This is a genomic window from Polaromonas sp. P1_E3, assembly GCF_056405935.1.
On sequence record NZ_JBFUBD010000082.1, the window covers coordinates 1 to 11,810 of the forward strand.

Consider the following 11,810-nt stretch of genomic DNA (forward strand, 5'->3'; position numbering starts at 1 on the left):
CGCTGCGGTACGCGACCAGCTTTTTCGGCATCATCGACCTGGTGGCGGTGTTGCCCACTTACCTGGCGCTGTTCTTTCCGGAGCTCCACGCGCTCATCGATGTGCGCGTGCTGCGCTTGCTGCGCGTATTCCGCATCTTCAAGCTGGCCGCCTACGTCGCTGAATACCAGTCGCTGGGCCGGGCGCTGGCTGCCAGCGGCCGCAAGATCCTGGTGTTTTTGTCGGCCGTGGTCATGATGGTGCTGGTGATGGGCACCGTGATGTACGTGGTCGAAGGGCCGTCCAACGGCTTTACCAGCATCCCGACTTCAGTGTATTGGGCCATCAGCACCGTCACCACCGTGGGCTTTGGCGACATCACGCCCAAGACCGACCTGGGCCGGCTGATCTCATCTTTCATGATGTTGCTGGGCTGGGGCATCCTGGCAGTGCCCACCGGCATCGTCACGGCCGAAATGGCGGCGGAGCGGCGAATGCAGCATCTGGCCCTGCCGACCACGCGCACCTGCCATGAATGTCTGACCGAAGGCCACCTGCCCGAGGCAGACTTTTGCTTTCATTGCGGGGCCAAACTGCCGCTTTATCAGCATCAAGACCAGCACAAGGATTCCAGGGACGCGAAAGATGCGTCCTCTCGGCGTCCTGGTGTTTAAGACGCGCCGGCCGTCAACCGGCGTGGCGTGATCTCTACCGACCCCAGCGCGGTGCTCATCCATACCGTGCCGTCCTGTACTGTCACCTGCAGCTGCATGCTCCGCTCTGCAAGTTTCGCGAGCGCCTGGCTTTCGGCCGCGTCGATCTGCCAGACCACCAGGTTGGCGGCGCGGGTGAGCTTGGTTTCGATGTTTTTCCACCAGACATTGGTGCTGCTGGCAAAGCTGTAGACGCTCACGCGTTCGGCCCGGCCAGCTGCCTTCATCAGGCGCTTGTCATCGGGCTGGCCGACGTCGATCCAGTGCAGGATCTGTTCGGTGTAGTCCTTGTGCCAGAGCGCGGCCTCGTCCACGTCCCACAGGTCCTTGGCAAATTCCAGGTTGCCCTTCTTGTCGTCGGCCGGCACATTCAGCGCGAAGGCCAGCAGKCGGATCATCATGCGYTCRTCGGCCTCCGACGGGTGGCGCGCAATCGTCACGCTGTGGTCGGCGTAGATRYTGCGGTCCATGTCGGACARSGCMAGCTGGGCTTTGTAAATGGTGGCTTTGAGTGCCATRGKGTGTRCTTCTTTATCTCGGGTCTGGACGGGAGCGAACCCTCTATTGGAACAGAGCGCGCAATGACACCAGCGAAACCCCCGCCAAGCGCGGTTTATCACTGCTGGCTATAGTCATCCGACCATGATCTCGCTCTCCGTCCTCGACCAGTCCGTCGCCGTCACCGGCCGCACGGAAGACGCCTCCATCCGCGAAACCCTGCAGTTAGCCCGCCACTGTGAAGCCCTGGGCTACAAGCGCTTCTGGGTCAGCGAACACCATAGCCACCCCAGCATCGTCGGCTCTGCGCCTGAGGTATTGATGGCGGCCATCGCCGCCACCACCAGCCGCATCCGCGTAGGCAGCGCCGGCGTCATGCTGCCGCACTACGCGGCGCTCAAGGTGGCGGAGCAGTTTCGTGTGCTCGAAGCCATCGCGCCCGGCCGCATCGACCTGGGCGTGGGCCGCGCACCGGGCTCTGACATGCGCACCGCGCGTTTGCTGAGCAGCGACCCGCGCCAGTCGGCTGAAAACTTTCCCATCCAGGTGCGTGAGTTGCAAGCCTGGCTGGCCGGTGTTGACCTGCCTGAAGGCCACCCGGGCCGCGGCGTGACGGCCAACCCCATGGGGCCGACCACGCCCGAAATGTGGATGCTGGGCAGTTCCGACTACGGTGCGCAGCTGGCCGCACATTACGGGCTGCCGTATGCGTTTGCTTACTTCATCACCGACGGGCAAGGCGCGGAGCAGGCGCTGGAGCTTTACCGCTCGACCTACCGGCCCAGCCCGCGCCACCCCACGCCGCAGGCGGTGCTCTGTGTCTGGGCACTGGCGGCCGACACCGAGGCCGAGGCCTGGCATCATTTTTCGAGCCGCGAACGCTGGAAGGTTGACCGCAACCGTGGTGCGCTGGCGGCCCTGCCTTCGCCTGAAGAGGTGGCGCTGCGGCCCTACACGCCAGCTGAGCAGGTCGAGGCTGACAGGCTGCGGGCGAGCGCGCTGGTTGGCAGCGGCCCGCAGGCTGCCGCCAAATTGCGGGCGCTGGCTAATACACTGGGGGTTGATGAACTGGTTGTGATTACCTGGACACACGATCCCGCTGCGAGAAGGCGCTCGTATGAACTGCTGGCCCGCGAGTTTTTCTGAGGCAGCCTTCGCGAACAACAATGACTGAGACAAGGAACAAAACCCATGACAACACCTTCCACAACACCGCTCTTCAGCGCCGTCATTGCCGGCAGCCTGCCCAAGCCAGGCTGGCTGTCTGAAACGCAGAAACTATGGCCGCAGTGGAAAGCCGAGGGCGAGGAGCTCAAGCAGGCCAAGGCCGACGCCACACTGCTGTGGATCAAGGCGCAGGAAGATGCAGGCCTGGATGTGATCGGTGACGGCGAGCAGTCGCGCCAGCACTTTGTGCACGGCTTTCTCGAGCAGGTTGAAGGCATTGACTTTGAGCACAAGGTCAAGATGGGCATACGCGACAACCGCTATGACGCCATGGTGCCGCAGGTGGTGTCGCAGCTCAGGCTCAAAGGCCGCGTGCACGCCGCCGAAGCGCGGTTGCTGCGTGCGCACACCACCAAAAGAATCAAGTTCACCTTGCCTGGCCCGATGACGATTGTCGACACTGTGGCTGACCAGTTCTATGGCGACAAGGTCAAGCTGGCCATGGCCTTTGCCGAGCTGCTGAACCAGGAGGCACTCGCCCTGCAGGCTGACGGCGTGGACATCATCCAGTTCGACGAGCCTGCCTTCAATGTGTATATGAAAGAAGCCGCCGACTGGGGTGTGAAGGCATTGGAGCGCGCGGCGCAAGACCTTACCTGCACGACAGCCGTGCACATTTGCTACGGCTACGGTATCAAGGCCAACGCCGACTGGAAGGAAACCCTGGGTGAGGAGTGGCGCCAGTACGAGACCGTATTTCCCGCGCTGGCCAGGAGCACCATCCGCCAGGTCAGCCTTGAGTGCTACCACTCGCACGTGCCGCCGCACCTGATGGCGCTGCTGGAAGGCAAGGACGTGATGGTGGGTGTGATTGACGTGGCCAGCGACGAAATTGAAACGCCCGAGCAGGTGGCCGACACCATCGGCAAGGCTTTGCGCTACGTGCCCAAGGGCCGCCTGTTCCCCTGCACCAATTGCGGCCTGGCGCCCATGGACCGCGAAGTGGCACTGAAAAAACTGCAGGCCCTGGGGGCAGGTGCGGCGCTGGCACGCGAACGGTACAAGTGAAGCCCCCACGCTTTTCACTTCGCCTTCGGCCGCATGTAATGCGCTGCCTCCCAAGGGGGCCGCTGCGCCTGCGGCCCGGCAAAGCCGGTTCCGCGGCCCCTGCTTGCCAAAAATCTCGCCTCGATTTGTGAGAGAGGGAATTCAACGTGACTTCAAACCACAGCGACAACCACGGCCATGATCACGGCCATCCGCACAGCGCCGGCGACGCTCGCTGGAAGCATGACGGTGTGCGCGTGATTGCGGCCAACCAGCTGGACAGCAACACGGCGCAAACACCTGGCATGGACAGGCGCGCCGCCATCAATTTCGCCCGTGTTGGCGCACAGAAGCTGTGGGCCGGTACGGTGACGATTCACGCCGACGCCAAGACCGGCGCGCATCACCACGGCCACCTCGAGAGCGTGATCTACGTAATCCGGGGCAGGGCCCGCATGCGCTGGGGCGAGCATCTTGAGTTCACCGCTGAAGCGGGGCCGGGCGACTTCATCTACGTGCCGCCTTATGTGCCGCACCAGGAAATCAACGCCAGCGCGACCGAGGTGCTTGAATGCGTGCTGTGCCGCAGCGATGGCGAGGCGGTTGCCGTCAACCTGGATATCGAACCCGTGGAGAAGCCCGATACGGTGCTGTGGGTAGACCCGACGCACCCGCATGGCGGCGTGTAAAGCGCGAGTCAACCTTTTGTGAGGCAGGCATAAAGCCTTGCGGGTGTGCGCAAAATTGCACGCTTTCACCGTAACGCGGAAAGCTTTCCTTACGAATGTCACTTCGTCCTACAGGATGTATCCGGCGGTGTTGTTACAACTGGGGCTCATCTACAGGAGTTCCATCATGGACACCAACGACTCAGTGAATCAACCCGCCGTTCAACCCCAGCCGACGGCTTCTTATAAGCCGGACCTGTCGCAACGCCTGCAGCACAGCAAGCCGCTTGTCGCGCTTGTCGCTGTACTGGGGGTGACCGTCATGGCGCTCGCCGCCGCGCTGGTTGTCAACCGTTCCGATGCGCAGCCCGGCGGCTCGGCCGCGGTCAATGAGCCCGCGCAGACCGCCAAGCTGGCGGCCGATACATCCAAACGCCCGCAAACCACCAAGCCGCACACCAATCCGGTCGTGGTGGCGCAAGCCACGCCGCGCGCCAATGTCTGCGCCACCTGCGGCACCGTCGAAGCGGTGACACCTGTTCAACGCCAGGGCAAAGTCAATGGCGTGGACGTCGGCAACACCACCATCGGCCTCGGCACGGTAGCCGGCGGTGTCGTCGGTGGCCTGGTCGGTAACCAGATGGGTGGCGGCAACGGCAAAACAGCCATGACGGTGCTCGGCGTGGCCGGCGGCGCATTTGCCGGCAACCAGATCGAGAAAAACATGAAGAAGGTCACCGTCTACGAAGTGCGCGTGCGCATGGATGATGGCACGGTGCGCAACATGGAGCTTTCCAGCGCCGTGGCAGTCGGATCGAAGGTGGTTGTTGAGGGCAAGAACCTCCGTCTTGCCTAAAACTGGAGCCCCCACGCTCCCCACTGCGTGTGGTTCGCTGCCCCCCGAGGGGGCGCTGCGCCTGCGGCCCGGCAAAGCCGGTTCCGCGGCCCCTGCTGGCGAAGAGGGGCTCTAATGCCGCCTCCCGAAATACCGGTGCTTTGCATCGGTATTTTTTTGCCCGCTTCGGCCGCACTGCACGCCCGGCGGTGACAATACCCCCCGGCCAGGAGGGCTCTCGCTCGGGGGCGTAGCATTGGCGCCTGTTCATCCGATCCGCATCCGCAGAAAGACATTCCCATGAAAGCCATCTGGAACGGCGCAGTAATTGCGCAAAGCGACGACACCGTGGTGGTGGAAGGCAACCACTATTTCCCTGAAAGCTCGCTCAACCGCGATTACGTGACGTTCAGCAACCACCACACCATGTGCTCGTGGAAGGGCCAGGCCAGCTACTACTCCTTGCTGGTCAACGGTGAGATGAACACCGACGCGGCCTGGTATTACCCCGACCCCAAGCCCGAAGCCGACAACATCAAGGGCCACATTGCCTTCTGGAAAGGCGTGAAAATCGAGGCCTGACCCCTGGCGGCGATGGTTCCCACGAAGGGCTCCCGAAAACGGGTGATTTCCCCAGAGAGCGGGTTAACCCTGTGGCTCCCGCCTTTTGCCTGGAAAAGCCTCCATGTAGTATGTGTGCTTATTAAAAACAGCCTGCGGGCCGTTGCCAATAAGGAGACTTCATGACGCCTTCCGCGCCCGATCCCGCGCTGGTCGAAAAACTCGTGATCGCCAACCGCATCCTGTATGACCAGGGTGTGGTGGACGGCTTTGGCCATGTGAGCGTGCGCCACGACAAGTCGCCCGGGCATTTCCTGCTGTCCTGTAACCGCGCGCCCGGGCTCGTCAGGAAAGCCGATATCCTGACCTATGACCTCAATGGCGACCTGGTGGAACCGTCCGCGTTGCGGTCCTACCTTGAGCGCTTCATTCACGGCGAGATCTACCGCGCGCGGCCCGACGTCATGGCCGTCGTGCACAGCCATTCGCCCAGCGTGATTCCTTTCGGCGTGACGGGCCAGCGCCTGCGTCCCATTTTTCACATGAGTGGTTTTCTGGGCAGCGGATCGGCGCTCTACGAAATCCGCGAGTCCAACGGCAACACCGACCTGCTGATCCGCGACATGGGGCTCGGCAAGGACCTGGCCAGGGCGCTGGGCCAGCACACGTGCGTTCTGATGCGTGGCCATGGCTCAACCGTCGTGGCGCCTTCGCTGGAGCGTGCGGTATACCGCGCCGTCTATGCAGAAGAAAACGCCAAGCTGCAGCTCACTGCGTCGGGTCTGGGGCCCATTGAATTTTTGACGCCCGAAGAAGCCGACCTGGCCATGGCGACGAATGAAGGCCAGGTCATGCGGCCGTGGGAACTGTGGAGCCGCCGTATCGGCACCGTTGAATAAACAACCTGAGCGAACGCAAAGGCGAACCATGAAACTTCCCAAGCTCCTGGCCCTGGCCGCCGTGATGTCACTGGCCTGCATGGCTGCAACGCAGGTGATGGCGCAAGCCTATCCATCCCGCCCTGTGCGCATCATTGTTCCGTATGGCACCGGGGGAGGCTCGGACATCCTGGCGCGGCAGATCGGCGCACGCCTGCAGGCGCTGTGGGGCCAGGGCATTGCGGTGGACAACCGCGCGGGCGCCTCCGGCAACATCGGCACGGAAGCCGTGGTCAAGGCGCCGGCGGACGGCTATACGCTGCTGCTGCAAAACAGCACCATGGTGGTCAACCCCGCCGTCAATGGCAAGCTCAACTACGACCCTGAAAAAGACCTGACCCCCATCATGCTGCTGGGCCTCACGCCGGTGGCGCTGGTGTCGCACCAGAGCACCAACATCAGGACGCTCAAGGAGCTGGTCGACTATTCCAAAGCCAACCCGGCGGCGCTGAGCTACGGCTCCTGCGGGGTTGGCACGCCGCAGCATTTCGTGATGGAGCTGGTCAAGCAAAAGTCCGGTGTCAGCGCCACCCACGCAGGCTACAAGGGCTGCGCACCGGCACTGACCGATGTGGTGGGTGGCCAGGTGCAACTGGCCATCCTCAGCGCCAACCTTGCCGCGCCGCACATCAAGACCGGGAAACTCAACGGCATTGGCGTGTCGACCGCTGCGCGCTATGAACTGATGCCTCAGGTGCCGGCCTTTGAAGAGCAGGGCCTGAAGCCGTTGGACTTTTCCATCTGGTATGCCCTGATGGGGCCGGCCAGAATGCCGCCCGAGGTGGTTGCCAGAATTTACGCGGACGTTCAAAAAGTGCTGGCCGAACCTGCCGTGAAAGAAAACCTTTCAGGCGCCGGCGTGGAGCCCCTGAACGGCGACGGTGCTGCGCTTGCCAGGCTGATCAAGGCGGATCTGGCGCGCTACGCGCAACTGGCCAGGGCAGCCAACATCAAACCGGAATGAATGTCTGGTGCGGCGGAGCCAGGCCCGGCGCAGCGGCTGCTTTCGGCGCATTGTCTGACGGCGGCTTGCCGTGCAATACCCTATAACTGATGCATGGTGGGCCCGCAGCGGCCCCTGGCTGTCCGGCATTGACCCGCAAAGGATGCCTGCCGCAGAATCTGTTCCTGGCTCAAGGAGATTCCAATATGTACCAACACATTCTGGTTCCCGTAGACGGCTCTTCCACCGCGCGCAAGGCCATCGGCAATGCCCTGGCAGTGGCCCAGGCCTTCAAGAGCGAGGTGACCGTGGTCTATGTCATAGACCCGTATGCGTTTACCGGCGTGGGCACCGACTTTGCCTATGGGCAAGCCGAATACCTGAGCGCCGCCACGACAGAAGCCAATGAGGCCATCAACGCGGCCAAACAGGTTTTCCGGGAAGCAGGCATCACCGCCACCGGATCGGTGGTGGAAGGCCATGCCATCTACCGCGGCATTCTGGACACCGCCGAGACGATCAATGCCGACCTGATCGTCATGGGCTCCCACGGCCGCCGCGGACTCGAAAAGCTGGTGCTTGGCAGCGTCACGGCCCAGGTACTTTCCCATGCGCACCTGCCTGTGCTGGTGGTGCGCGACTGAGCGGCCGTTTCCTGGTGACGTGACGCCAACAAAGGAGCTTTCATGGACCTTCTGAACCACGACATTGCACATGAATTTCCGGAATACCTTCAGAAAATGCGCAGCCTCAAGGTGTCGGATCCCCACTTTGCCGAGCTTTTCGCACGCTATGACGAAGACAACCACGCGATTGCAAAGTACGAGCAGGGCGTAGGCGCCATCACGGACGAGGCGCTGGAAGACCTGAAAAAGCGGCGGCTGAAGGTGAAGGACGAGATCTACCAGATCCTCAGGAAAAGCTGAGCCGTTATTGATTTTTTAGAAAATTGCCTGCAGCCCAATAAGGACGGGCGCAAGCAGCTATCAAAAACGAAGCATTGCGCAGAGATGATGTGGCGGGAGGGCGTCGGGTTTGCTGTGGCCCGGCCGCCAGTCCCGGGATGATTCATCAAACTGCCATCTGTCTCGGCTACGCTGGGATGTTGACCGATTTCCGGTTGTGCAGGAGAAAGCCTTGAGTTCAAGCGACGAAGAATTGATGCGGCGGATCCGCAATGACCTGATCGACAGCTACGACGAAGAGCTGGAGATGGAGATTGAAGACCGCACCGTGGCCGAGCTGATCGGGGAGGAGCAGCCTGCCCGCAGCCCCAGGGACGCGGCACAGGAAAAAGAAGACCGCCGCCAGTATTTTCGCGAGCTGTTCCGCCTGCAGGCCGAACTCGTGAAGTTGCAGGATTGGGTCGTCAGCACCGGCCACAAGGTGGTGATTTTGTTTGAAGGGCGCGACGCCGCCGGCAAGGGCGGCGTGATCAAACGCATCACCCAGCGGCTCAATCCGCGTGTGTGCCGTGTGGCGGCACTGCCAGCCCCGAACGACCGCGAGCGCACGCAGTGGTACTTCCAGCGCTATGTGTCCCACCTGCCGGCTGCCGGCGAGATCGTGCTGTTCGACCGCAGCTGGTACAACCGCGCCGGCGTGGAGCGCGTCATGGGCTTTTGCACCGACGACCAGTACGAAGAGTTTTTCCGCACTGTGCCGGAGTTTGAAAAGATGCTGGTGCGTTCGGGCATACAGCTCATCAAGTACTGGTTCTCCATCTCTGACGAAGAGCAGCACCTGCGCTTCCTGGGCCGCATCCACGACCCGCTCAAGCAATGGAAGCTCAGCCCCATGGACCTGGAATCACGCCGCCGCTGGGAGGAATACACCAAGGCCAAAGAGATCATGCTGGACCGCACCCACATCCCAGAGGCTCCGTGGTGGGTGGTGCAGGCGGACGACAAAAAAAAGGCCCGCCTCAATTGCATCCACCACCTGCTGCAGCAAATGCCCTACCAGGAAACTCCGCACCCGCCCATCGTGCTGCCCGAACGGGTGCGCCATGAGGACTATGTGCGTGCGCCGGTTCCGCAAAACATTGTGGTGCCGGAAATATATTGAACACCCCCGTCCAGACTCACTGCGTGTAGTCTGTTCCCCCCTTGCAGGGGGCGAAGCCAGCGGCCCGGCAAAGCCGGYTCCGCGGCTCCTGCTGGGTTAGAGAGTTCTTTGGGTAGTCAGCCGGGGCTAGTCTCTGACGTCGCCTACCGGGTTGGCGCCGAAGTCAGGTCGGTTCAGGAACGCCAGGATGCGCGCCGCAGCGTCTTCAGGCGATGTGAGAGATCCACCTGTCTTCAATCCCACAAACGACTCGCGATCCGGAAAGGCTTTGGGGTCGGCTGCGCGCAGTTGCTCCTGCATGCCGGTGTCGATCACGCCCGGCGCGAGTGARCAGACTTTGGCGCCGTGGGGTTTCAGGGCTTCTTCCAGTGCCAGGCAGCGGGTGAAATGGTCCATGCCGGCTTTGGCGGCGCAGTAGGCCGCTTGCGACGCCATGGCGCGGCGCCCCAGGCCGGAGGAAATATTGAGCACCTTGCGCGGTGCTTGCCAGCCGCCGGTGGCGCGCAGGAATGCGGCGGTGATTTGCATGGGCGCTTCCAGCCCCACACGCAGCGCCCTTGCCAGGTCGGCTTCGCCAATCTGGTCCAGCGAGCCGATCTGCGGGATCACGCCCGCGTTGTTGATCAGCGTGACGCTGGTCCACGCAGCCTTGGCATATGAATCCTTGAGCCAGCTTTCGAGCTTCTCACTCAGTGATCCGCTGTCCGCCAGGTCATGCGCCCATTGCAGCACTGTCGCGCCGACATGCTGGGCATGTTCTTGCAGTTCAGGCACGGCGGTGCGCGAAATTCCCAATACGGTGTGGCCGGCGGTGAGCAGTTGGCGCGCCATGGAAAAGCCCRTGCCGCGCGAAGCGCCTGTGATGAGGGTAAGGTGGTTCGATGCGTTCATGGCTGCATGGTAGCGCTCGTGCGCAAACCCTGCTTTGCGCCACGCGGTAGCCAGATGCTAAAACCCCGGCGTACTTTCAAACTGCATTGCAATGCCGTTCGCCGGATGGGTAAAGTGCAGCGCGCAGGCATGCAGCAACAGCCGCGGCGCGGCGGCCTGCACCGTTTCGGGCGCATACAGCGCATCGCCCAGAATGGGATGGCCCAGCGCTTTCAGGTGCACGCGCAGTTGGTGTGACCGGCCGGTGACGGGTTCGAGTTCCACGCGTGTGGTGTTAGCCGCCGTGTCATGCGCCAGCACGCGCCAGCGGGTCTGGCTGGGCTTGCCGCGTTCGGCATCGATGATGCGCAGCGGCCGGCGTGGCCAGTCCACGATGATGGGCAGGTCGATCAGGCCCCAGCCGTCCGGGGCATTCGGATCACCCGGTGCGGGCAAGTGGCCGCTTACCACCGCTAGGTAGCGCTTGCCAACCTCACGCGTTTCGAACGATCGGCTCAGCGCGCGCTGCATGGCCGTACCGCGCGCCATCAGCATCAGGCCTGAGGTCGCCTGGTCCAGCCGATGCACGACCAGGGCATCAGGAAAGGCCGCCTGTACGCGGGCGCTCAGGCAGTCTTGCTTGTCTTCGCCGCGTCCCGGCACTGAGAGCAGTCCTGAAGGCTTGTCCAGCACCAGCAGGAACGCATCGGCGTGTAGCAGCCTCACCTCTGGAATGTCGATGACATTACCTGCGGGGTAATTGTTCTGCGGCGGCTCGGCCTTCATGATTCAGTCAACGAAAAGTTTTTAACCAAGGAGAAGAAATCATGACTGACGCAGGTGCCATTGCCATTGCATGTGGATTGATCATCGGCCTGGGCGCCATTGGCGCCTGCCTGGGCATAGGGGCGATGGGCGGGCGATTTCTGGAAGGCGCCGTGCGCCAGCCCGAAATGATGGAGCCGCTGCAGGTCAAGATGTTCCTGCTGGCCGGGCTGATCGATGCCAACTTCCTGATCGGTGTGGGCATCGCCATGATGCTCTTGTTCGCCAATCCCCTCTAGGGTTGGGGCCTGGCTTTAGGCGGCGGGAAGTTGTGAACCGGCGGGCTGCTGCGTTTGACTTCGCGCAGCATGAAGAGGTAGAGGCTTTCAACCTTCTCGCGTGCCCAGGGTGTCTTGCGCAAAAATTTCAGGCTGGACGCCACGCTGGGATCGTGGGTGAAGCAGCGGATGTTGATGCGCTGCCCCAGCTCTTCCCAGCCGTAGTGGTCTGACAGTGCGGTGACGATGGCCTCCAGCTTGACGCCGTGCAGCGGATTACCCGGCTGTGCGGTAGCAGCAGCCGGGATTTCTTCCCGCAAATTTTCAGGCGAATCGCCAGAGCCGGCCATCAAGGCCTTATTTGTTCTTCAGCTTGCCGCGCAGCGGTACCTGCGTCACGATGGTCGGGCGCACCGCGTCAGGCGACACCGTCTTGGGCGGCGAGGTGTCCTTCTTCGGCTTCTTGACCATCTTGTTGTTG

The 11,810-nt window shown here is 62.4% G+C and carries 16 protein-coding genes; 12 read left to right on the forward strand and 4 right to left on the reverse strand.

Translation table 11 applies throughout. The features are described 5' to 3' along the window. Positions 1-653 (forward strand): ion transporter (locus tag AC1D0Z_RS11270; RefSeq protein ID WP_477658335.1); only part of this gene is annotated, 653 nt, incomplete at its 5' end. Here the strand turns inward: AC1D0Z_RS11270 and AC1D0Z_RS11275 are convergent. After that, complete coding sequence (locus AC1D0Z_RS11275; protein WP_477658336.1) at positions 650-1,210, reverse strand: YaeQ family protein; 561 nt, start codon at positions 1,208-1,210, stop codon at positions 650-652. The genes AC1D0Z_RS11270 and AC1D0Z_RS11275 overlap by 4 nt on opposite strands. Positions 1,211-1,334: 124 nt before the next feature. Here AC1D0Z_RS11275 and AC1D0Z_RS11280 point away from each other — a divergent pair, with 124 nt between their 5' ends. The 10 genes from AC1D0Z_RS11280 to ppk2 all read left to right on the forward strand — a co-directional run bounded on the left by AC1D0Z_RS11280 (position 1,335) and on the right by ppk2 (position 9,416). Next, complete coding sequence (locus tag AC1D0Z_RS11280; protein ID WP_477658337.1) at positions 1,335-2,336, forward strand: LLM class flavin-dependent oxidoreductase; 1,002 nt, start codon at positions 1,335-1,337, stop codon at positions 2,334-2,336. Positions 2,337-2,381: 45 nt separating this feature from the next. Continuing rightward, positions 2,382-3,425 (forward strand): methionine synthase, encoded by a 1,044-nt coding sequence (locus tag AC1D0Z_RS11285; protein ID WP_477658338.1) that lies wholly within the window; start codon positions 2,382-2,384, stop codon positions 3,423-3,425. A 146-nt stretch (positions 3,426-3,571) separates the two neighbouring features. Next, the gene (locus AC1D0Z_RS11290; RefSeq protein ID WP_477658339.1) at positions 3,572-4,093 is read left to right on the forward strand and encodes a cupin domain-containing protein; all 522 of its coding nucleotides are present in this window, start codon (positions 3,572-3,574) and stop codon (positions 4,091-4,093) included. Positions 4,094-4,259: 166 nt separating this feature from the next. Further along, positions 4,260-4,928: a glycine zipper 2TM domain-containing protein gene (locus AC1D0Z_RS11295; RefSeq protein WP_477658340.1), complete on the forward strand. Its 669-nt coding sequence runs from the start codon at positions 4,260-4,262 to the stop codon at positions 4,926-4,928. 279 nt (positions 4,929-5,207) lie between these two features. After that, positions 5,208-5,489 carry a DUF427 domain-containing protein gene (locus AC1D0Z_RS11300; protein WP_477658341.1) on the forward strand — a complete coding sequence of 94 codons (282 nt, stop codon included), beginning with the start codon at positions 5,208-5,210 and terminating at the stop codon, positions 5,487-5,489. A gap of 161 nt (positions 5,490-5,650) precedes the next feature. Continuing rightward, the gene (locus AC1D0Z_RS11305; RefSeq protein WP_477658342.1) at positions 5,651-6,367 is read left to right on the forward strand and encodes a class II aldolase/adducin family protein; all 717 of its coding nucleotides are present in this window, start codon (positions 5,651-5,653) and stop codon (positions 6,365-6,367) included. Between the two features lie 28 nt (positions 6,368-6,395). Next, positions 6,396-7,370, forward strand: coding sequence for a Bug family tripartite tricarboxylate transporter substrate binding protein (locus AC1D0Z_RS11310; RefSeq protein WP_477658343.1), 975 nt, complete (start codon positions 6,396-6,398; stop codon positions 7,368-7,370). Positions 7,371-7,555: 185 nt separating this feature from the next. Continuing rightward, positions 7,556-7,993: a universal stress protein gene (locus tag AC1D0Z_RS11315; protein ID WP_477658344.1), complete on the forward strand. Its 438-nt coding sequence runs from the start codon at positions 7,556-7,558 to the stop codon at positions 7,991-7,993. Positions 7,994-8,035: 42 nt separating this feature from the next. Continuing rightward, the gene (locus tag AC1D0Z_RS11320; RefSeq protein WP_477658345.1) at positions 8,036-8,275 is read left to right on the forward strand and encodes an HP1242/YdcH family protein; all 240 of its coding nucleotides are present in this window, start codon (positions 8,036-8,038) and stop codon (positions 8,273-8,275) included. A gap of 235 nt (positions 8,276-8,510) precedes the next feature. Beyond that, entirely contained in the window at positions 8,511-9,416 is a 906-nt protein-coding gene (ppk2, locus tag AC1D0Z_RS11325) for a polyphosphate kinase 2 (RefSeq protein WP_477658349.1), read from the forward strand. Between the two features lie 126 nt (positions 9,417-9,542). Here ppk2 and AC1D0Z_RS11330 read toward each other — a convergent pair whose 3' ends face one another. Then, positions 9,543-10,307: an SDR family NAD(P)-dependent oxidoreductase gene (locus AC1D0Z_RS11330; protein ID WP_477658346.1), complete on the reverse strand. Its 765-nt coding sequence runs from the start codon at positions 10,305-10,307 to the stop codon at positions 9,543-9,545. Positions 10,308-10,364: 57 nt separating this feature from the next. Continuing rightward, positions 10,365-11,072: a pseudouridine synthase gene (locus AC1D0Z_RS11335; RefSeq protein ID WP_477658347.1), complete on the reverse strand. Its 708-nt coding sequence runs from the start codon at positions 11,070-11,072 to the stop codon at positions 10,365-10,367. Positions 11,073-11,113: 41 nt separating this feature from the next. Between AC1D0Z_RS11335 and atpE the strand changes: the two genes are divergently transcribed. Next, the gene (gene atpE, locus AC1D0Z_RS11340) at positions 11,114-11,350 is read left to right on the forward strand and encodes a F0F1 ATP synthase subunit C (RefSeq protein WP_007868318.1); all 237 of its coding nucleotides are present in this window, start codon (positions 11,114-11,116) and stop codon (positions 11,348-11,350) included. On the opposite strand, the gene AC1D0Z_RS11345 is transcribed toward atpE, so the two are convergent. After that, positions 11,347-11,679 carry a VF530 family protein gene (locus AC1D0Z_RS11345; RefSeq protein ID WP_477658348.1) on the reverse strand — a complete coding sequence of 111 codons (333 nt, stop codon included), beginning with the start codon at positions 11,677-11,679 and terminating at the stop codon, positions 11,347-11,349. The two genes, atpE and AC1D0Z_RS11345, sit on opposite strands and share 4 nt — an antisense overlap. Between the last annotated feature and the right edge of the window lie 131 nt (positions 11,680-11,810).